An 18,863-nucleotide genomic window follows, 5' to 3' on the forward strand; every position below is an offset into this window, starting at 1 on the left:
GTGGCCCGTCGCGGCGCGGGAATTAACTATACGCGCGCCGGCCTCCCGCGGGGGCCAGAATCTGCTCCTCCACGGCTCCCACACAACTCCGGCGCGAGACGCGAAAATGCCGCGTAAACGTGACGCACACTGGCGACTCCGGGCAACTGGCGAATCATGCCTCAAGCTACCAGCGCAAAGGGGCTATCCCGCCGCCTCGCCCGCCAAGCCGTCACGGACGATCTTCTCGGCTGCTGTAAGAAGGTTGTCCTTCCCTTCCAGCGTGGGAGCTTCGGCATAGGCTCTGACCAGCGGATGCGTGCGAGACGGCCGCAGCAGTGCCCACGAGTCGTCCTCGAACGACACCTTGAGCCCGTCGGCGTGGCTGACGGCGATGGGCGTCAGGCCTGCCATCGCATGCGGATTGAGTCCGGGGAGGATGTTTCGGAAGGACTGGACCTTGGCGATGTCGAGGCCGATGTCCTCACGGCCATACGACATGCGCCCGATTTGGGATGCGGTCCGCTCGACCAACTGCGCCACCGACATCCGCGACGTGGACGCGAGCTCGAGTATATAGAGCGCCTCGAGGATTGCGTCGCGCTCCGCAAGGTGCCAGGGAAACGCAAGTCCGCCGTACTCCTCCGCCGCGAGCAGCACGTCGCCGTCGGACATTTCGTCGTACAGGCGAGAAAAGCCGACGGGCACCGACGTGCAGTCGAGCCCGAGCCGCTGGGCCTGCCGCCCAAGACGCGCGGAGCACGCGATCGTGCCCACAACGCGCCCGGCGCGCCCGCGGCCCTCCACCAGGTGGCCAAGCACCATGGGCGGCAGCACATGCGTGGACACCATGCGACCCGACGCGTCCACGAGCGCAAGGCGCCTGCACGTAGCGCCGAACGAGATGCCAAGATCCGCACCGTTCTGCCGCACGGAGCGCTCGCACGCGTCGACCCAGGGGTCGACGGGCTCTGGGTGTATGCCGCCGAAATCGCTTCCGTCCTGCGCGCGGATCTCTATCACGTCGCACCCGAGCCTGCGCAGGAGCGCGGGAACGACGAAGTGCGCCGTGCCGTACATCGAGTCGACCACTACGCGCGGCGCAAGGTCCGCGATGGCCCCCGCATCGACTTCGCCCAGCAGCGCCTCTACGTAGTCGTCTGCAAGGTCGACCCACGCGAACGGCCCGAGCTCCTCGCTCGGGCACGTTGCTATGAGCTTGTCGACGTCCTGCACGAACGCCTTGTCGGGCGAGCCTCCGTCCGGGCCGCACGCCATGAGGCCGCCGTAGTCGCTCGAATAGTCTCCGCCGGACACGTAGACGCCGCCAGCGCACGAGTCGTCGCGCGCGACGCTCCATTCGAGCACGGGCGCCGGGCACGGCGATGTCGATACGCGCACCTCGAGCCCGCACGAGGCGAGCAGCCCCGCAACGAGGCGGGCGTTCTCCCGCGAGTCGAAGCGCGTGTCATACCCGACGACGATGGCCGCCCCCTCGCAGATGGTGCCCCACACCACGCCGAGGGCGGCTGCGACCGCGACGACGCCCTCCCTGTCGAAGCCGGCGTCCCTGCGGGCCTGCCAGCCATGTGCAAGAAAGTGAATGTTGTGCATCGCCAGGGATTCTATTCAGCCTGGGACAAGCCGGACCTGCCCAAGGCCTCGAGGAAGGCCTCGCGCGTCGAGGGATCCTTGAGCGCAAGGCGCGCGTTCACGCCGGCCCACGCCGCAGGCGTGCCCGTGTCGCACCCCTCGTCCACGTCGACGACGAGCGCGTACATGTCCTCCTCGGCAAGCAGGCGCTCCATCGCGTCCGTGAGCTGGATCTCTCCGCCGGCGCCGACGCCCTGGTTTGCCAAGAGGTCCATTATGCGGGGCGACAGCAGGTAGCGGCCCACGATGAACAGGTGAGACGGCGCGTCCTCGGGCGCGGGCTTCTCGACGAGCCCCGTCACCTTCCAGACGGCACCCTCCTGCTCGTCCGCCGTGTCCGTCCCGTCAAGCGAGCCCACGCACTCGCCGGCGATGATGCCGTAGCGACTCACCTGGTCGGCCGGCACGGGCGCGACCGCGATGACGGACGCGTTGCCGTGCTGCCTCGACACCTCGGCCATGCGCACGCACATTTGTCGGTCCGGCACGAAGTAGTCGCCGAGAAGAACGAAGAACGGCTCGTCGCCAACCGCCTCGGCGGCGCAGTGCACGGCGTGCCCCAGGCCCCGCGGGTTGTCCTGGTACACGAACGAGACCGGCATGCTCGACGCCTCGTGCACGAGGTCCGCCTCGGCCTTCTTGCCTCGCTTGCGCAGCATGTCCTCGAACCCGCCGTCAACGCGGAAGTACGACTCGATCTGCGGCTTCTCGCGCGAGTTGACGATGATGACCTCGTCGACGCCCTCGGGCTCGAGCGCCTCCTCCACCACGTACTGGATGACCGGCTTGCTCAGCACCGGAAGGAGCTCCTTTGGGGTGCCCTTGGTTGCCGGCAGGAAGCGGGTCCCCAGACCCGCGGCCGGAATGACTGCCTTCATGCGTATCCCTTTCGATTGCAGGTCACCGCGACGCCGTCCAGCGCGCGGTCGCGGCGCACCCGTCAGGTCCGGGCAAGCCACGCTCCCATTTCCCCTCCATCAGAATAGCCGATGCGGCGCCGCGGCGCCCCTCCCCTTCGGGAGGCGGCTGCGTTTGCGGCTCGCACGTCGCGGTCCCACGGCCGCACGCCACGCCGAGGCTACCGCGCCCCCAGCGCGTCCAGCTGCGCCACTACGGCCGCCGTGTCCGCAAGCGGCCGGTCGCCACCGCACCAGATGGCGCACGCGCCGTCGCCCGCAAGCGTCCGCACGGCGGAAGCCACCGCCTTGTCGCGCGTGGCGTCCCCCACGTCGCGCGCGATGCCGGCAGAAGGCCCTGTCAGCCCGGCCTCTTCGGCCACCGTCCCGCATGCGTCCGGCACAAGGCGCACGACCAGGGACCGCCCGCTCTTCTCCGCGGCGCACGAAAGCTCTTGCGAGAAGGACGCGACGTCCCCCGTCCGGAGCTCCGCCCCAACCGCGTGGGCACCCTCCGCCGCAAGCGCGCGAAACGCCTCCGCCGGCGCCTGGCCGTCCAGCGTCGCGGGCCCCGCGCCCCGTGCGCCCGTCGCCGGGGCAAACGGCACCGTCGCCACAAGCGGCCCGCCCCACACCTTCTTGACGGCTCGCGTCAGGGCGCAGGCGGACGCGAGGTCGTCCGTCCATTCCATCATGCCGTGCACGCCGGCCTCCTTCAGCGTGGCCGCCTGCAGCATGAGCGAGTCCAGCGCCTCGCCGTCGAGCGCGCACCCGCGCTGGGCCACCAGCCCCATCACGAAGCGCGGCCCGCACGAGCGCGCCTCGCGCACCGCCTGCTCGTTCACCTGGTCAGCCACGTCGCGCAGGCCTCCCTCGAGCTGCGCGGACGCGCACCCGGCCGTGTGCGTCAGCGCGCACTCCGCGCCCGCCGCACGATACAGCCCGTGCAGCTGGCCCATGAGCGCGTCGTCGTCGATGTTCCACTCGGCCTCGGGCACGCCGTCCGAGAAGGGCTGCCTCCTCAGCAGGGGCCCCATGTCGCCCGAAAGCACAAGCGGCCTCGGCGCACGTCCCGTGAGCGCGCGGCCGAGCTCCGCGGACTTCAGGGCCTCGCCGTCCTCCGTATCCGCCGGATCCTGCCACAACGGGCAGCTCGGCCACGCGCGTCCCGCCTGGCCCGCCATCAGTCCTCCACCGCGATTCCCTGCTTCTCCAGGTATGCCAGCCAGCGGTCCTGCGTGTCGTCAGAAAGCGCGTGCTCCATCAGGCAGGCCTCCTCGTCGGCAACCTTCGGATCCACCCCAAGGTCGCGCACCAAGAACAGCCGTAGCATGCGATGGCAGCGCCACACGCGCTTGGCATAAACCAGGCCCGTATCCGTAAGCTGTATCCTGCCGTAGCGGTTCTGCTCCACGTAACCCGCATCGCGCAGCGTCGAAACCGCCTTGTTGACGCTGGCCTTCGACACGCCAAGCTGCTCCGCAACATCCACGGAACGCACGCCGTCCATAGCGTTATGTTCCTGCATTATTCGATAAATGGACTCTATATAGTCCTCGTTCGATTTCGTAAGGTGCGGCGCCCTCCTCGTGGCGCCGCCCACTTGGCCCGCGTACACGCCTTCCGCCACGTCACCCTCCTCGATAAGATCCGCCGCTCTTCTCGCCTGCGGCGCATTCTGGTCCCAACTGTAGAGCATTATGTACCCGTTGGCCGCCATGCGATTCCAAGCCGCCGCCACTTGACGCATCCCGGCACCAAAAGGGCCTGGGCACGCACCAACGCACCCAGGCCCGCAAGGCATATGCAAGTGACCCTACATCAGCGGGTCGTCTATGTCCTCTTCCGGAAGCTCCAGCCGCTCGACCTTCGCGCCCAGCCCTTGCAGCTTCGGCACGAACTTCTCGTAGCCGCGGTCGATGTGGTAGATGTCGCCCACCGTGGTCACGCCGTCGGCCACAAGCCCCGCCATCACCAGCGCGGCGCCGCCACGCAGGTCGGGCGACTTCACCTCCGCGCCCGAGAAGCCCTTTACGCCGTGCACGATGGCGTGGTGCCCCTCGATGCGGATGTCCGCGCCCATGCGCTGCAGCTCGCTCGCGAGCATGAAGCGGTTCTCGAACACGTTCTCCGTGATGATGCAGCTTCCGTCGCACAGGGCAAGGAGCGTCATCGTCTGGGCCTGCATGTCCGTCGGGAAGCCCGGGAACGGCAGCGTCTGGATGTCCGTAGCGTGGATTGCGCCCTTGCGACTGACGGTGCAGCCGTCCTCGAACGTCTTGATGTCCAGCCCCATGAGCTCGTACTTCTTGAGCACAAGCCCCAGGTGCCTGGGGTTGAAGCCCCTCACCGTCACGGGGTCGCCGCAGAGCCCGCCCATCGCGATGAACGTGCCCGCCTCGATGCGGTCACCCACCACGCGATGGCTCTCCACCGCGTGCAGCGACTTCACGCCCTCGACCTCGATGACGGGAGACCCGGCCCCGTGGACCTTCGCCCCCATCTCGTTCAGCAGGTTCGCAAGGTCCACGATCTCGGGCTCGCGCGCCGCGTTGTCGATGATGGTCGTGCCCTCGGCGCACACGGACGCCATGATGAGGTTCTCCGTCGCACCCACGCTGGCGAAGTCGAGCGTGACCGTCGTTCCCGTGATGCCGTTCGGCGTGGACGCGTGGATGTTGCCGTGGTCGATCTCGAAGTGCACGCCCAGGGCCTCGAGTCCCAGTATGTGCATGTCGATCTTGCGCGCGCCGATGTTGCAGCCGCCCGGCATGGCCACGACGGCCTTGCCGAACCTCGTGAGCAGCGGGCCCATCACGGCCGTGGATGCGCGCATCTTCGCCACCAGGTGGTACGGCGTCTCCCACTTGTCCACGCCGGTCGTGTCGATCTCGAGCTCGTGCTCCCCCTTGACCACAATCTTTGCGCCAAGGTACTTCAGCACCTTGCCCATCACGTGGACGTCAGAGATGTTCGGCACGTTCGTGAGCGTCGTCACGCCCGGCGCCATGATGGTCGCGGCCATCAGCTTGAGCGCGGAGTTCTTCGCGCCCTCGACCGTGACCTCGCCAGAAAACTTGTGGCCGCCCTCAACCTGTATGACTTCCAAGGTGACTCCGAACCTAAGGTGTTTACTTGTCGTCCCCTGCATGCTTCAGCAGGAGGTTGCACCAGTTGATCTTGTTGTCGTAGTACGCACGCCTGCTGTCGCCCTCGTCGTACTGATCGCGCGTGTCCATCGCCTTCTGGCGCGTCTGGCGCACGACGTCCGGTTCGATGTCGTCGGCCTTGCGCGCATGCGTCGCCAGGACAATGACGGAGTCGCCGTTGATCTCGGCGTATCCGCCCGAGACGATGACCTTGTCAACCCCGCCGCCGTCTTCCTCGCGGCGGTTCAGGCGCACGACGCCGTCGCCCAGGGCGACGATCTCCGCGGCATGGCCCGGCCACACGCCAAGCTCTCCCGATTGCGCAACAAGAACGCAGCTCGCGACAGGCCCCTCGAAGAGGAGCCTGTCCGGGCGTACGAACTGACAGTTAAGCTCTGCCATAATCTTCCCTACTCGGCACTCGCCGACTCGGCCGCCATCTTCTCGGCACGCTCGCGCACGTCGTCAATGGTTCCCGCGAAGCGGAACGCCTGCTCGGGGAGGTCGTCGCACTTGCCGTCGACGATCTCGGCAAACGAGCGGACCGTGTCCTCGACGGTGACGTACGTGCCGGGGTTGCCCGTGAACTTCTCGGCGACGTGGAACGCCTGCGAGAGGAACTGCTGGATCTTGCGGGCACGCGAGACCGTGAGCTGCTGCTCCTCGGAAAGCTCGTCCATACCAAGAATCGCGATGATGTCCTGGAGGTCGGAGTACTCCTGGAGCGTCTCCTGCACGGCCATGGCCACGCGGTAGTGCTCCTCGCCCACGATGGACGGGTCAAGCGCGGAGCTCGAGCTCGCCAGCGGGTCGACGGCGGGGTAGATGCCCAGCTCGGTAATGGCACGCGAAAGGACCGTCGTGGCGTCCAGGTGCGTGAACGTCGTGGCGGGCGCCGGGTCCGTAAGGTCGTCTGCGGGGACGTAGACGGCCTGGACCGAGGTGATGGAGCCTTCCTTCGTCGAGGTGATGCGCTCCTGCAGCTCGCCCATCTCCGTTGCCAGCGTCGGCTGGTAACCAACGGCAGACGGCATACGGCCGAGAAGTGCGGAGACCTCGGAGCCCGCCTGCGAGAAGCGGAAGATGTTGTCGATGAAGAGAAGGACGTCCTGACCTTGGTCGCGGAAGTACTCGGCGGTCGTCAGGCCAGACAGGGCCACGCGCATACGCGCTCCAGGCGGCTCGTTCATCTGTCCGTAGACTAGGCAGGTCTTGTTGATGACGCCAGACTCGGTCATCTCGAGGAACAGGTCGGTACCCTCACGGGTGCGCTCGCCAACGCCCGTGAACACGGACGTTCCGCCGTGCTCCTGGGCCAGGTTGTTGATGAGCTCCTGAATCAGGACCGTCTTGCCGACGCCTGCGCCTCCGAAGAGGCCGGTCTTGCCGCCACGGACGTACGGCTCGAGCAGGTCGATGGCCTTGATGCCCGTCTCGAAGATCTCGGTCTGGGTAGTCAGCTCGTCGAACGCCGGTGCCGGATGGTGAATCGGGTAGTACTGGACGTCGTCCGGCACCTCGCCGCCATCGACCGGCTCGCCCATGACGTTCCACACGCGGCCGAGGGTCGAGGGACCCACCGGCATGAGCATGGGATGTCCGGTGTCCTTGACGCGGAGGCCACGCTGGAGGCCGTCCGTGGAGGACATGGCGACGGTCCTGACGACGCCGCCGGCCAGCTGCGACTCAACCTCGAGCACGGTGCTGACCTTGCCGACGGGCGTCTCGCCGTCGACGGTGAGCGCCGTGTAGATGGCCGGGACCGCGTCCTCGAACTTCACGTCGACGACAGGGCCGACGATACGGGTGATGTATCCCGTGCCCACCGTCTTGTTCATTTGCTTGTAGGCCGCTTCCTCCAGAGGAGTGCGCTCCTGCTGTGCGGTTTCTGACATTAGCTTTCCTCCAATGCGGCGGCACCGCCGATGATTTCGTTGAGCTCGGTGGTGATGGCGCCCTGACGCTCTCTGTTGTACGTGCGGCTCAGGGAACCCAGCACTTCCTTGGCGTTGTCGGTCGCCGACTGCATCGCCCTACGCCTCGCACCGTGCTCCGCCGCCGCGGAGTCAAGAAGCGCGTGGTAGATGACCGTCCTGAAATAGGCCGGCATCAGATACCCAAGCACCTCCTCCGCGGACGGCTCGAAGCGGTACACGGGGTCGATCTTGTGCTTGACCTCGTAGAGCGCTTCCGGCTTACGGGGCTTGTTCGGCATCATGAGGCTCTCCCTCTCGATGGGGAGAAGCTGCTCGGTCACCTGCGTCTGGTCGACGCGGTTCTTCGCGTGCCAGTAGAGAAGGACGACCCTGTCGATTTCACCCCTCACGTAACCGTCGATGATGTACGACGAGATGCGGTCGGCCTCGTCCATCGTAGGCTCGGAGGACACGCCCACGAAGGACAGGACCGGCTTGACCTTTCGATACGTGAAGTACTCGGTGGGCTTGCGCCCGCAGGTGATGACCGAACTCTTGATGCCACGCTGTGCAAGCGCACGCATCTCGTGGTCGACCGCGCGCTGCTGCAGGACATTGAAGCCACCGGCAAGCCCGCGGTCCGAGGCGATGACGACGAAGAGGGCGTGCTTCTCCTCGTCGTGCTTCCTCAGCAGGGGCTCGGTGGAATTGCTGCCTGCAGACGCGACGTTGGCGAGCATGTTCGTGATGGCGTCCTTGTAGGGGGACGCCTCCTCCGCCCGAGCGAGCGCATGCTGGATGCGTGCCGTGGAGATCATCTCCATCGTGCGCGTAATCTGCATGGTGCTGCTAATCGAGCTCATGCGCCGTTGTATTTCGCGAAGGTTGGCCATCTACTACTCCTGGCCCGTCTCTTTCTCGGTGTCTGCCACCGCGGACTCGTTGTCCTCGGCAGTCTTTGCAACGTCGGCCTCGGCGACCTTGTTCGGGTGAGCCTTGAGGAACTCCTCCTTGAAGTGCTTGATGTGAGTCTTGAGGCGCTCGGACATGTCGTCATCGATCTTGTGGTCGCGAATCTCCTCGCGGAGCTTCGGGTGACGCTCCTGCATGTACTTCGCCAGCTGGTCGCGGAAGAGCGTGACGTTCTCGAGGTCGATGTCGTCGAGGAAGTCCTCCTTGGCGGCAAAGATCGCGATGACCTGGTCGGAAACGTCCAGGGCCGCATAGCGCTTCTGCTTCAGCAGCTCCATCATGTGCGCGCCGTGGTTCAGCTGGTACTGCGTCGTCGCGTCGAGGTCGGATCCGAACTGTGCGAACGCCTGCTTCTCGCGATAGCTCGCGAGGTCGAGGCGCAGCGTGCCGGCGACCTGCTTCATGGCCTTCAGCTGCGCGGCTCCGCCGACTCGCGAAACCGAGATGCCGACGTCGACTGCGGGGCGCTGTCCCTGGAAGAACAGGTTCGACTGCAGGTAGATCTGACCATCGGTAATCGAGATGACGTTCGTCGGGATGTAGGCGGAAACGTCGCCCTCCTGCGTCTCGATGATCGGCAGTGCCGTGAGCGATCCGCCACCGTTCTTGTCGGAAAGCTTGCAGGCACGCTCGAGCAGACGAGAGTGCAGGTAGAAGATGTCGCCAGGATAGGCCTCGCGTCCAGGCGGACGGTGCAGCGTAAGCGACATCTGACGATATGCGACAGCCTGCTTGGACAGGTCGTCGTACACCACGAGCACGTGTCCACCGGGGTGGTTCTCGTCCGCCGGGTTGCCGTTGGCGTCGTTGTACATGAAGTACTCGCCGATTGCGGCGCCCGCCATGGGGGCGATGTACTGCATAGGCGCGGAGTCGGCTGCGGTTGCCGCAACGATGATCGTCTTCTGCAGAACGCCGCGGCGCGCGAGCGTCTCCTTGATGCCCGCGACCGTGGATGCCTTCTGGCCGATGGCGACGTAGATGCAGATGACGTCCGTGTCCTTCTGGTTCACGATCGTGTCGATGGCGATGGCCGTCTTGCCGGTCTTGCGGTCGCCGATGATCAGCTCACGCTGACCGCGGCCGATGGGGACCATGGCGTCGATGGCCATGAGGCCGGTCTGAACCGGCTCGCACACCGGCTGGCGTGCCATGATGCCAGGGGCTTTGAACTCGATGGGTCGACGGTGGGTCGTGTCGATCGCACCGAGGCCGTCGATGGGCTGGCCGAGCGGGTTCACGACGCGACCGAGCATGGCGTGCCCGACGGGAATGTCCATGACGCGCCCGGTGGTGCGACACTCGTCGCCCTCCTTGATGGAGTCGACGTCACCGAAGAGGACGGCGCCGACCTCATCCTGGTCAAGGTTCTGTGCGAGGCCGTACACGCTCCTGCCGTTGGCAGAGCTCGTGAACTCGAGCAGCTCGCCGGCCATTGCGGTCCTGAGGCCGGAGATGTGGGCGATACCGTCGCCCACCTCCGTGACGACGGAGGCCTCCTGCTGGTCTATGGTTTCGGAAATCTTGGACAGCCTGCTTCGCAGCGCCCCCATGATCTCCGTAGAGCTTATCTTATCTGTCATGCTCATCACTTCCGACGAAGGTCGAGGCGAGCGTCTTCCTGATGTTCGTCAGCTGCGCCTTGACGGACGCGTCATAGCGGTGACCGCGCGCCTCCAGCACAATGCCGCCGAGGATGTTAGGGTCGACGCGCTCGACGAGATATACGGGAGCCTTGAGGTCCTTCTCGGCCTTTGCGCGAACCTTCTCGCGGAGGTCGTCGTCCATGGGCACGGACGTGGTGACGGTGACGGACACCGTCTTGTCCTCCGAGTCCAGGATGTGCTTGTACTGACGGGCGACCTTGGGAATGAGGTCAAGGTCATCCGCGTCGCGCATCGCGCTCAGGGTCTCAAGAACCTCGGGTGAGAACTTGCGTGCATGCTCCCACTGCACGAGGTCGGCGTTCGCGCGCCCGGAGGCACGACCGGCCTCGATGAGGGCCCTGGAGTACGCCTCTACCTTCTCGTCTTCGCTGCGCCTAGTGCTCATCTGGGACACTCACTTCCGCAAGGTACTTCTCAGCAAGCTTGCGCTGCTGCTCCTCGCTTAGCTCGTTGCCGATGACCTTGCTCGCGATCTCGACGGAAAGGTCGACGACGGAGCTCGAGAGCTCGATCATGGCCTTCTTGCGCTCGGACTCGACGGCGCCGTGCGACTTCGTGATGATGTCCGAAGCCTCGCGTTGCGCCTTCGCCAGAATCTGGGAGCGCTCCTCCTCGGCCTCGCGCTTGGCCTGAGCGACGATCTTGTCGGCCTCCTTGTGGGCGTCGCGGATCGCCTGCTCGTAGCTCTTGGCCTCCTCGGCCGCCTTCGCCTTGGACTCGGCCGCCGAATCCAGGTCGTCCTGAATCTTCTTCTGGCGCTTCTCCATCATTCCGAGGATGGAAGGCCAAGCGAGCTTGGCCAGCACAAACCAGATGACGAGAAACGCGATGAGCGCCGGGATGAACTCCGCGGGCTTGGGGAGAAGAAGGTCGGGACCACTCGGCATTTCGGCAAGCGCGAGCGTAGGCGCGAACACAGAGGCGGCAACGGTGGCGGCCGATGCCCCCACGATGCGCGAAAGCCCCTTGATGTTGATGTTCATACGTGCCTCCAACTCAGCTCTGCTCGTCCTTCTCGGTAGTTACGAAATGAGGGTGACGACGAAGCCGATGAGGGCGAGTGCCTCGACGAAAGCGGACGCAAGAATAAAGACCGTGAACAGACGGCCCTGGACCTCGGGCTGGCGCGCCATGGCCGTAGTTGCTCCGAATGCCGCGAGACCGATGCCAAAGCCAGCACCAATAACGCCGAGACCATAACCGATGACTCCCACGATTCCTCCTTTGTCATTCGCCCAACTTCCGGGCGATTTCTTGACCTACGTATACCAGCGGGCGTGGGGCCCGCGAGTAACCAGTTGACGCTACTCGTTCTCGACGAGCTGGATGTAGACGGCCGACAGCAGGGCGAAGACGTACGCCTGGATGATGGCGACCAGAATCTCGACCAGGTAGATGATGATCAGGAGCAGGATCCAGAACACGGAGACGGTCGCCTGGCCGAGCGCGACCGCAGAGAAGCCCTGAAGCAGCGGCTCGACGAACAGGGACGCCAGGATGGCGAACGTGCCCATGACGACGTGTCCGGCGAACATGTTGCAGAACAGACGAATGGCGAGCGTGATCGGGCGGAGCAGGTTGGAGAAGAGCTCGATGACCCAGACCATCGCGGCCATGGGGCCAGGCAGGCCCGCGGGCGCCATGCTCTTGAGGTAGCCGAGCACGCCCATGCGCTTGATGCCCACCGCGACGTAGTACACGAAGGAGCAGAGCGCGAGCGCCGCCGTGACGCCCATCGTGCCGGTGCCAGGGTGGCAGCCGGGGATGATGCCGACGATGTTGTTGAACAGGATGAAGAAGAACACCGCGGCGATGAAGGGGAAGTGCTTCTTCCACTTGTCGCCCAGAAGGCTCACGCAGAGGTCGTCACGGGCGAACTCCACAAGGTACTCCATGCCGTTCACGAAGAATCCCTGCGGCACCAGGCTCGCGGACTGCTTCTTCTTGAACGAGAAGATGACGATCAGCAGGATGGCAATCGCGATGAGCATGAAGAAGATGTACTGCGTGAGCCCGACGGTCGTGTTGCCAACGATGGCCTCGGACATGAAGCTACTGACGAGCTCTTCCATCTCTTTGGACAAACTTGCTAGCGGGTTCACTATTCGTCCTTCCCTCCAGGCGAGGCAGGTCCCTGCGCGGCCTTCCAGCCCTTAACTGACTCTATTCCCCAGAAACCGAGGAACACCACCACCGCGGAGCACCCAAACGAGAACGTGTAGTCCCTCATCAGTAGATGCGCCACGTAAATCGCTGCTGACAGAAACAGAAACGAGGCCATGGTACTGGCAAGCCCCGCCTCCACGCTAACGCTATCCTTTGTACCCCGTTTGAGGGCCCGCTCAAACAGGACGCCGGATGGAATAGCACCAACCATTCCGCAGACGGCGCCCAATGCGATTGCGAGCGTCTGGTTCATGTGCACCTCGATACGCCAGATAGGGTCAGCGACCAGTAGTTTAGGTTCGTTTTGGGGCAAAGTCCACAATCCCCGTTTTCAGACGCATGATGCGCCCGACGCGCAAAATGGGACCAAGCGAGCGTTTTTGCAGCTCCGATGGCATTTTTATCGCGGCTCCCATTTTTGAACCAAGGTCAAAAAATGCTACGAAACCTACACTTTACTCTGCCCCCACGTTAGGTGTATGCGTGGCGCATGCGCCTGCCGCACGCGGGGGGGCAAAGCGCGTCTGGCGAGAAGAGCGCCGGGCGAGAAGGGCGCGCGCACCTTTGGCGCATGGCCCTTCTCGCCCGCGTTGCGTGCCGTGCCAGGGCGGCCGGACGCCCGGTTCTGCCGGACGCCCGGAGCCGCCTGGCTACTTCGTGCCGTAGATGCGGTCGCCGGCGTCGCCGAGGCCCGGCAGGATGTAGGCGTTCTCGTTCAGCTGGCGGTCGAGCGCGCAGGTGTACAGGCGGACGTCGGGGTCGAAGTCCAGGACGGCCTTCACGCCCTCCGGCGCGGAGACGAGCGTGAGGCAGCGGATGTCCTTAACGCCGGCGTCGCGAAGGAACTTGATGGCCGCGGTGAGCGACCCGCCGGTCGCGAGCATCGGGTCGACGACGAGGCAGGTGCGGTCCTCGATCGCGGGCGGGAACTTGCAGTAGTACTGGTGCGGCTCGTGCGTCTGCGGGTCGCGGTACATGCCCACGTGGCCTACGCGCGCGGACGGCACGAGGGTCAGGATGCCGTCGACCATGCCGAGGCCGGCGCGCAGGATGGGGATGATTGCGATCTTCTTGCCGGCGATCCGCTTGCACGTGGTCTTCTCGAGCGGGGTCTCGACCTCGACGTCCTCGAGCGGGAGGTCGCGCATGGCCTCGTAGCCCTCGAAGACGGCCAGCTCGGTCACGAGCTCGCGGAAGTCCTTCGTGGAGGTGTTCTTGTCCCTCAGGATGTGCAGCTTGTGCTGCACGAGGGGGTGGTCGATTATCTGGAAGCGCTTCTCGTCAAACTCCATGCGTGAGTCCTCCCGACTGGGGCGCCGCGGCGCCCTGGCCCGTGCCCGCAGGCCGGCCCGATTGCCATATGTCAAGAGCATAGTAGCGCATCTGCCGCGCGCGCTGGCGCTACGCGAGCTCCGGATAGAGCGGGTGACGCGCGAGCATCTGGGAGACCTCGGCCTTAACGTCGTCGATCTTGAAGCCCTCGTCGTTCTGGAGCGCGAACACGGTCTTGCCGATGAGCTGGCCGACCCTCTCGCACTCCTCCTCAGAAAAGCCGCGCGTCGTGATGGCGGCGGACCCCACGCGGATGCCGCTCGTGACGAACGGCGAGCGCTTCTCGCCGGGGATGGTGTTCTTGTTGACGGTGATGCCGACGCGCTCGAGCGCCTGCTCCGCGTCGCGGCCGGTGATGTCCTTCGCGGGCGTGAGGTCCACGAGCAGCAGGTGGTTGTCCGTGCCGCCCGTCACGAGGCGCAAGCCCTTGGACTGCATGCCGCGGCCGAGCGCCTTCGCGTTCTTGCAGACGTTGTCGATGTAGGTGGCGAACTCCGGCTTGAGCGCCTCGCCAAACGCGACGGCCTTGCCGGCGATGACGTGCTCGAGGGGGCCGCCCTGCGAGCCGGGGAACACGGCGGAGTTCAGGCGCTTGGTGTAGTCCGGGTTGTTCCACAGGATGATGCCGCCGCGCGTGCCGCGCAGGGTCTTGTGCGTGGTGGACGTGACGACGTCCGCGTACGGCACGGGGCTGGGGTGCGCGCCCGTCGCGACGAGGCCGGCGATGTGCGCCATGTCGACCATGAGCGCCGCGCCGTTGTCGTGTGCGATCTGGGCGAAGCGCTCGAAGTCGATCACGCGGGGGTAGGCGCTGGCACCCGCTATGATCAGCGTGGGGTGGCACTTCTCGGCCTTCGCGGCGACGTCGTCGTAGTCGATGCGCTCCGTCTTGGGGTCGAGCCCGTACGAGACGACCTCGTGCAGCTTGCCGGAGTAGTTTGCCTTGGAGCCGTGCGTGAGGTGGCCGCCGTTGGAGAGGTCCATGCCCATGATGGTGTCGCCGGGCTTGGCGAACACGGACTCGGCCGCGTAGTTGGCCTGCGCGCCGGAGTGTGGCTGCACGTTGGCGAACTCGCTGCCGAACAGGCGCTTGACGCGCTCGATGGCCAGGTTCTCGACCTTGTCGACCGCCCAGCAGCCGCCGTAGTAGCGCTTGCCGGGAAGGCCCTCGGCGTACTTGTTGGTGAGCGGCGAGCCGACGGCCTCCATCACGGCGGTCGAGACGAAGTTCTCGGACGCGATGAGCTCGATTGAGTCGCGCTGGCGCTGGAGCTCGTCGTCCACGCAGGCCGCGACCTCGGGGTCCTCTTGCCTCAGGTGCTCAAGGTACATGCTTGGTTACCTCCACGTCTGGTTGCCGTACGGTTGCCGGTGCGGGCGCCGCGCCTTCGGGCGCCCAAGAACTGTATACGCCCTTAAGAGTTGGGCGACCGGCCGCAGTCGATCGCCCTCCACGCAGATTTAACCTTGCCGGCGCCTAGCACTCCACCCCGCCAAAGTCGGGGTCGTCCTCGCGCATGATCTTCTGGACGCGCCCGGCGTGCCGGCCGCCGCCAAACTCGGTCGTGAGGAACTCGTCCACGATGGCCTTGTTGACGTCGAACGGCGTGAAGCGGCCGGACATGCACACGACGTTGCCGTCGTTGTGCTCGCGGAAGAGGTGCGCGAACAGCGGCGACTGGATGACGGCTGCGCGCACGCCGGCCACCTTGTCCGCCGTGAGCGCCATGCCGATACCGGTGCCGCAGATGAGCACGCCGCGGTCGGCCTTGCCGGCGGCGACGCAGCGGGCCACCTTGTCCGCGAAGTCGGGGTAGTCCACGCGGTCCGCGCTCTGCGGGCCAAAGTCGATCACCTCGTGGCCAAGGCCCTTGAGGTACTCGACCATCGCGGGCTTCTGGCAGAAACCGGCGTGGTCGGATGCGATTGCGATCTTCATGCATGCTCCTTCTGGTATGGGCGTCCTCTGTCATCACCACGATAGCGCATGGCGGCGCGGGCGTGGCGCGGGCCCGACAGATCGCCATGTTCCCCACGGGCGGCGCGCGACCGACGCCCGCGACCGACGCGCGCGGCCAGCTCGCCTAGCCGCGGGCGCACTCCATGACGTCCGCGGCGGGAATGGCCCCCTCGCGATACACCACGGGCTCCTCCCCCGTGCAGCCCACGATGGTGGACGCGACGGCGATGGGCGCGGGGCCCGCGTCGAACGTGAGGTCCGCCTCGCGCACGATGCGCTCCTCCAGGCCGGAGCCGCTCGTGGCCGCGGCCTCGCCGTGCGTGTTCGCGCTCGTGATGGCAAGCGGGCAGCCCACGTGCCGCGCGAGCGCGCGCACGAGGTTTGAATCCGGCAGGCGCAGCGCGATCGTGCCGTCCGCCGTGCGCACGTACTCCGCGGGGACGGCGGCGCTCGCCCTCACCACCAGCGTGAGGGCGCCCGGCCACCAGCGCTGGGCCAGGCGGTACGCCCACGCCGGCACGTCGCGCCCAAAGCGGTCGAGGTCCTCCGCGTCCGCCACGAGCCACGGCAGCGTCTGGGCAAGGTCGCGGTGCTTGATGGCAAACGTGCGCGCGTGGCCGGGGTTGTGGGGCGTCGCCGCGCAGCCGATGCCGTACACGGAGTCCGTGGGGACCACGACCACGCCCCCGGCGAGAAGGACGTTGCCCCCGCGCCTGACGGCCGCGGCGTCCGGCGCGGCCTGGTCCACCTCGACCACCTTCTCGCGCAGCTCGAGCGCGCGCTCCACCTGGGCGTCCACCGTGGCCGCGAGGTCTCCCTCGCGCACGGCCACCAGCACGCGCGGCCGGCGCGTGAGGTCCTGACGCACCTCGACCGATGCCCAGCCGCCCTGCCGCCGGCAGAGCTCCGCCGCGTCGCCCACGTTCGTCTCGAACAGCTCCACGCACATCATGCCGCCGGGGCGCAGCGCCGTGGGCGCAAGCCCAAGCAGCCGCCGGAACACGTCCAGCCCGTCCGGGCCGCCGTCCAGCGCCAGGTGCGGCTCGTGCGCCTCCACCTCCGCGGGCAGCGTGGGCACCACGTCGGAGGGGATGTACGGCGGGTTCGAGACCAGCACGTCAAGAGCGCCCATGTACGAGGGGTCCACCCCGTCGGCCAAATCGCAGCGGACGACGTCGATCGCACCGTCCAGCCCCAGCGCGTCGCGGTTGCGCTCCGCGAGCGACACCGCCTTCGGCGATATGTCCGTCGCCACCACGTGCGTGCCGCGCCGCTCGCTCGCGATGGAGCACGCGATGCAGCCCGTGCCGGTTCCCACCTCGAGCACGCGCGCTTCTCGCCCGCAGGCGCGCGCCGCGTCCACGCCCTCGAGCGCGGCGTCCACCAGGACCTCCGTCTCGGGCCGCGGTATGAGCACGCCCTCCTCGCACTGCAGCACGATGTGGCGAAACGGCATCTCGCCGGTTATGTACTGCAGCGGGGCGCCCGAGGCGCGGCGCACGACGGCGTCGTGCATGCGGCGCAGCTCGTCCGGCGTGAGCGGCCGGTCGAAGCTCGTGTATATCTGCACGCGCGAGAGCCCCGTGACCGAGCCCAGCATCCACTCTGCGGACAGGCGCGGGCGCTCGTCGCCCTTGCGGCCCAGGTAGCCAATGGTCCAGTCCAGCATGCGTTGTATGGTCCAGGTCTCCTGCTCCGCCATCGGCACCCTCGCAATCGCGCCGCCGGGAAGGCCCCGCGGCAATCCGTCTTGTACCGCGCCATTCTACGGCAAAGCGCGGGCCCGCCCGATGCGGACCCGCGCTCGCATGCGCATTGTGTGAACGGCGTAAAGGCAGGTGCAAGGCGCGCAGATGCGCCCGTGCGCCCTAGGTGCGGCCCAAAGGCAGCCGCAAGGGTGGCGAGAAGGTCGTCACACCGACTGCGCGAGCTTCTCGGCACGCTCGGCCGCCGCGAGCGCCTCGATCACCTCGGACAGCTTGTCGCCCTGCAGCACGCCGGTGTACGTGCTGTTGAAGCCGATGCGGTGGTCCGTCACGCGGTCCTGCGGCTGGTTGTACGTGCGGATCTTCTCGGAGCGGTTGCCGTGGCCGATCTGGCTCATGCGCTCCGCGCCCTGCTCGGCCTGCTGCTTCTCGAGCTCCATCTGGTACAGGCGCGCGCGGAGCATCTCCATGCACACGGCGCGGTTCTGGATCTGGGAGCGCTGGTCCTGCGACTGCACCACGGTGTTCGTGGGCAGGTGGGTGATGCGCACGGCGGAGTACGTGGTGTTCACGCCCTGGCCGCCGGGGCCGGACGCGCAGTAGGTGTCGATGCGCAGGTCCTCGTCCTTGATCTCGATGTCGATGTCCTCGGCCTCGGGCAGCACCGCCACGGTCGCGGTCGAGGTCTGGATGCGGCCCTGGCTCTCGGTCTTCGGGATGCGCTGCACGCGGTGCACGCCGCTCTCGAACTTCATGACGGAGTAGACCTTCTCGCCCGTGACCTTGAACTCGATGGTCTTGAAGCCGCCGGCCTCGCCGGGGCTCGAGCTCAGCACCTCGATCTTCCAGCCGCGGCTCTGGGCGAAGCGCTCGTACATGCTGTACAGGTCGCCCGCGAAGATCGCGGCCTCGTCGCCGCCCACGCCGGCGCGGATCTCGACGATGGTGTTCTTGTCGTCGTTGGGGTCCGCCGGGATCAGCAGGTACTTGATCTCCTCCTCCAGGCCGGGGATCTTCTCCTCGTTGGCGGCGATGTCCTCCTGCAGCATCTCCTTCTCGTCGGCGTCGGCCTCGCGCAGCATCTCCTTCGCGGCCTCGATGTCGTCGAGCGCCTGCAGGTACTCCTTCGCCTTCGCCACGAGCTCGGCCTGGCTCGCGTGCTCCTTCGCGACGCGCGCGTACTCCTTGGGGTCGCTCACGACGGAGGGGTCCATCATCTTCTTCTCGAGCTCCGCGTACGCCGCGATGAGCCTCTCTAGCTTGTCTCTCATTTCCCTCTCCTTCAGGATGCCACGGCGCTTGCGCGGTGACGCGGCGGAAGTGTTCAGCCAATTGAGGATACCACCTCAGCGCGTTTCGTATTCACGCAGGCCGGCGCCGCACAGCCCGTCCACGATGCGCGCGGCCGCCCTGCCCCGCCACGCGCGGCCGGGTCGCGCGGGCAGATGTGGCCGCCCCGTGCGCGAC

20 protein-coding genes are annotated in these 18,863 nt (G+C 66.5%); 1 reads left to right on the forward strand and 19 read right to left on the reverse strand.

Translation table 11 applies throughout. The annotated features are described in order from the left end of the window. Nucleotides 1-183: 183 nt before the first annotated feature. From ACTQWE_RS09815 to rpiB, 17 genes are all read right to left on the reverse strand, one after another. The gene (locus ACTQWE_RS09815; protein WP_441857125.1) at nucleotides 184-1,593 is read right to left on the reverse strand and encodes a phosphoglucomutase; all 1,410 of its coding nucleotides are present in this window, start codon (nucleotides 1,591-1,593) and stop codon (nucleotides 184-186) included. An 11-nt stretch (nucleotides 1,594-1,604) separates the two neighbouring features. Beyond that, nucleotides 1,605-2,510, reverse strand: coding sequence for a UTP--glucose-1-phosphate uridylyltransferase (locus tag ACTQWE_RS09820; RefSeq protein WP_170104557.1), 906 nt, complete (start codon nucleotides 2,508-2,510; stop codon nucleotides 1,605-1,607). Between the two features lie 200 nt (nucleotides 2,511-2,710). Further along, the gene (locus tag ACTQWE_RS09825) at nucleotides 2,711-3,712 is read right to left on the reverse strand and encodes a homocysteine S-methyltransferase family protein (RefSeq protein ID WP_441857123.1); all 1,002 of its coding nucleotides are present in this window, start codon (nucleotides 3,710-3,712) and stop codon (nucleotides 2,711-2,713) included. Further along, nucleotides 3,712-4,158, reverse strand: a complete 447-nt coding sequence (locus ACTQWE_RS09830; RefSeq protein WP_441857121.1) for a metal-dependent transcriptional regulator — start codon at nucleotides 4,156-4,158, stop codon at nucleotides 3,712-3,714. Before ACTQWE_RS09830 ends, ACTQWE_RS09825 begins: the two co-directional genes overlap by 1 nt. Before the next feature lie 186 nt (nucleotides 4,159-4,344). Next, complete coding sequence (murA, locus tag ACTQWE_RS09835) at nucleotides 4,345-5,637, reverse strand: UDP-N-acetylglucosamine 1-carboxyvinyltransferase (RefSeq protein WP_441857119.1); 1,293 nt, start codon at nucleotides 5,635-5,637, stop codon at nucleotides 4,345-4,347. A gap of 22 nt (nucleotides 5,638-5,659) precedes the next feature. Beyond that, nucleotides 5,660-6,079, reverse strand: a complete 420-nt coding sequence (gene atpC / locus ACTQWE_RS09840; protein ID WP_170104561.1) for an ATP synthase F1 subunit epsilon — start codon at nucleotides 6,077-6,079, stop codon at nucleotides 5,660-5,662. An 8-nt stretch (nucleotides 6,080-6,087) separates the two neighbouring features. Continuing rightward, a complete protein-coding gene (gene atpD / locus ACTQWE_RS09845) occupies nucleotides 6,088-7,572 on the reverse strand; it encodes a F0F1 ATP synthase subunit beta (RefSeq protein ID WP_172825008.1) in 1,485 nt (494 codons plus the stop codon). After that, entirely contained in the window at nucleotides 7,572-8,486 is a 915-nt protein-coding gene (gene atpG / locus ACTQWE_RS09850; RefSeq protein ID WP_441857117.1) for an ATP synthase F1 subunit gamma, read from the reverse strand. Before atpG ends, atpD begins: the two co-directional genes overlap by 1 nt. A gap of 3 nt (nucleotides 8,487-8,489) precedes the next feature. Next, nucleotides 8,490-10,148 carry a F0F1 ATP synthase subunit alpha gene (gene atpA, locus ACTQWE_RS09855; protein ID WP_441857115.1) on the reverse strand — a complete coding sequence of 553 codons (1,659 nt, stop codon included), beginning with the start codon at nucleotides 10,146-10,148 and terminating at the stop codon, nucleotides 8,490-8,492. Beyond that, on the reverse strand, nucleotides 10,138-10,617 hold the full coding sequence (locus ACTQWE_RS09860; RefSeq protein WP_441857113.1) for a F0F1 ATP synthase subunit delta: 480 nt from the start codon (nucleotides 10,615-10,617) through the stop codon (nucleotides 10,138-10,140). Before ACTQWE_RS09860 ends, atpA begins: the two co-directional genes overlap by 11 nt. Then, nucleotides 10,607-11,215 carry a F0F1 ATP synthase subunit B gene (atpF, locus tag ACTQWE_RS09865; protein ID WP_441857111.1) on the reverse strand — a complete coding sequence of 203 codons (609 nt, stop codon included), beginning with the start codon at nucleotides 11,213-11,215 and terminating at the stop codon, nucleotides 10,607-10,609. The genes ACTQWE_RS09860 and atpF overlap by 11 nt, the downstream gene beginning before the upstream one ends. 39 nt (nucleotides 11,216-11,254) lie before the next feature. Then, a complete protein-coding gene (locus ACTQWE_RS09870) occupies nucleotides 11,255-11,446 on the reverse strand; it encodes an ATP synthase F0 subunit C (protein ID WP_090845997.1) in 192 nt (63 codons plus the stop codon). A gap of 90 nt (nucleotides 11,447-11,536) precedes the next feature. Beyond that, a complete protein-coding gene (atpB, locus tag ACTQWE_RS09875) occupies nucleotides 11,537-12,334 on the reverse strand; it encodes a F0F1 ATP synthase subunit A (RefSeq protein WP_170104566.1) in 798 nt (265 codons plus the stop codon). Next, nucleotides 12,334-12,651, reverse strand: a complete 318-nt coding sequence (locus tag ACTQWE_RS09880; RefSeq protein ID WP_170104567.1) for a hypothetical protein — start codon at nucleotides 12,649-12,651, stop codon at nucleotides 12,334-12,336. The genes atpB and ACTQWE_RS09880 overlap by 1 nt, the downstream gene beginning before the upstream one ends. 397 nt (nucleotides 12,652-13,048) lie before the next feature. After that, nucleotides 13,049-13,690 (reverse strand): uracil phosphoribosyltransferase, encoded by a 642-nt coding sequence (upp, locus tag ACTQWE_RS09885; protein WP_170104568.1) that lies wholly within the window; start codon nucleotides 13,688-13,690, stop codon nucleotides 13,049-13,051. A 109-nt stretch (nucleotides 13,691-13,799) separates the two neighbouring features. Next, nucleotides 13,800-15,062, reverse strand: coding sequence for a serine hydroxymethyltransferase (glyA, locus tag ACTQWE_RS09890; RefSeq protein WP_170104569.1), 1,263 nt, complete (start codon nucleotides 15,060-15,062; stop codon nucleotides 13,800-13,802). 145 nt (nucleotides 15,063-15,207) lie between these two features. Further along, nucleotides 15,208-15,669, reverse strand: a complete 462-nt coding sequence (rpiB, locus tag ACTQWE_RS09895) for a ribose 5-phosphate isomerase B (RefSeq protein WP_170104570.1) — start codon at nucleotides 15,667-15,669, stop codon at nucleotides 15,208-15,210. A gap of 2 nt (nucleotides 15,670-15,671) precedes the next feature. Here rpiB and ACTQWE_RS09900 point away from each other — a divergent pair, with 2 nt between their 5' ends. After that, complete coding sequence (locus ACTQWE_RS09900; protein ID WP_441857108.1) at nucleotides 15,672-15,818, forward strand: hypothetical protein; 147 nt, start codon at nucleotides 15,672-15,674, stop codon at nucleotides 15,816-15,818. Here ACTQWE_RS09900 and prmC read toward each other — a convergent pair. Both prmC and prfA read right to left on the reverse strand, forming a co-directional pair. After that, nucleotides 15,815-17,392: a peptide chain release factor N(5)-glutamine methyltransferase gene (prmC, locus tag ACTQWE_RS09905; RefSeq protein ID WP_441857106.1), complete on the reverse strand. Its 1,578-nt coding sequence runs from the start codon at nucleotides 17,390-17,392 to the stop codon at nucleotides 15,815-15,817. The genes ACTQWE_RS09900 and prmC overlap by 4 nt on opposite strands. Before the next feature lie 210 nt (nucleotides 17,393-17,602). Next, on the reverse strand, nucleotides 17,603-18,667 hold the full coding sequence (gene prfA, locus ACTQWE_RS09910) for a peptide chain release factor 1 (RefSeq protein WP_170104572.1): 1,065 nt from the start codon (nucleotides 18,665-18,667) through the stop codon (nucleotides 17,603-17,605). Nucleotides 18,668-18,863: the final 196 nt, after the last annotated feature.

The organism is Parafannyhessea sp. LCP19S3_B1 (assembly GCF_052121955.1).
GTDB lineage: Bacteria > Actinomycetota > Coriobacteriia > Coriobacteriales > Atopobiaceae > Parafannyhessea.

Bases quoted from the DNA above. Each gene is read 5' to 3' on its own strand.
- ACTQWE_RS09880 (WP_170104567.1), bottom strand. From the start codon at position 12,651: ATGAACCAGACGCTCGCAATCGCATTGGGCGCCGTCTGCGGAATGGTT.
- upp (WP_170104568.1), bottom strand. From the start codon at position 13,690: ATGGAGTTTGACGAGAAGCGCTTCCAGATAATCGACCACCCCCTCGTG.
- ACTQWE_RS09860 (WP_441857113.1), bottom strand. From the start codon at position 10,617: ATGAGCACTAGGCGCAGCGAAGACGAGAAGGTAGAGGCGTACTCCAGG.
- prfA (WP_170104572.1), bottom strand. From the start codon at position 18,667: ATGAGAGACAAGCTAGAGAGGCTCATCGCGGCGTACGCGGAGCTCGAG.
- glyA (WP_170104569.1), bottom strand. From the start codon at position 15,062: ATGTACCTTGAGCACCTGAGGCAAGAGGACCCCGAGGTCGCGGCCTGC.
- atpG (WP_441857117.1), bottom strand. From the start codon at position 8,486: ATGGCCAACCTTCGCGAAATACAACGGCGCATGAGCTCGATTAGCAGC.
- prmC (WP_441857106.1), bottom strand. From the start codon at position 17,392: ATGGCGGAGCAGGAGACCTGGACCATACAACGCATGCTGGACTGGACC.
- ACTQWE_RS09815 (WP_441857125.1), bottom strand. From the start codon at position 1,593: ATGCACAACATTCACTTTCTTGCACATGGCTGGCAGGCCCGCAGGGAC.
- atpF (WP_441857111.1), bottom strand. From the start codon at position 11,215: ATGAACATCAACATCAAGGGGCTTTCGCGCATCGTGGGGGCATCGGCC.
- ACTQWE_RS09900 (WP_441857108.1), top strand. From the start codon at position 15,672: ATGCTCCTTCTGGTATGGGCGTCCTCTGTCATCACCACGATAGCGCAT.
- ACTQWE_RS09820 (WP_170104557.1), bottom strand. From the start codon at position 2,510: ATGAAGGCAGTCATTCCGGCCGCGGGTCTGGGGACCCGCTTCCTGCCG.
- ACTQWE_RS09825 (WP_441857123.1), bottom strand. From the start codon at position 3,712: ATGGCGGGCCAGGCGGGACGCGCGTGGCCGAGCTGCCCGTTGTGGCAG.
- atpA (WP_441857115.1), bottom strand. From the start codon at position 10,148: ATGACAGATAAGATAAGCTCTACGGAGATCATGGGGGCGCTGCGAAGC.
- atpD (WP_172825008.1), bottom strand. From the start codon at position 7,572: ATGTCAGAAACCGCACAGCAGGAGCGCACTCCTCTGGAGGAAGCGGCC.
- atpC (WP_170104561.1), bottom strand. From the start codon at position 6,079: ATGGCAGAGCTTAACTGTCAGTTCGTACGCCCGGACAGGCTCCTCTTC.
- rpiB (WP_170104570.1), bottom strand. From the start codon at position 15,669: ATGAAGATCGCAATCGCATCCGACCACGCCGGTTTCTGCCAGAAGCCC.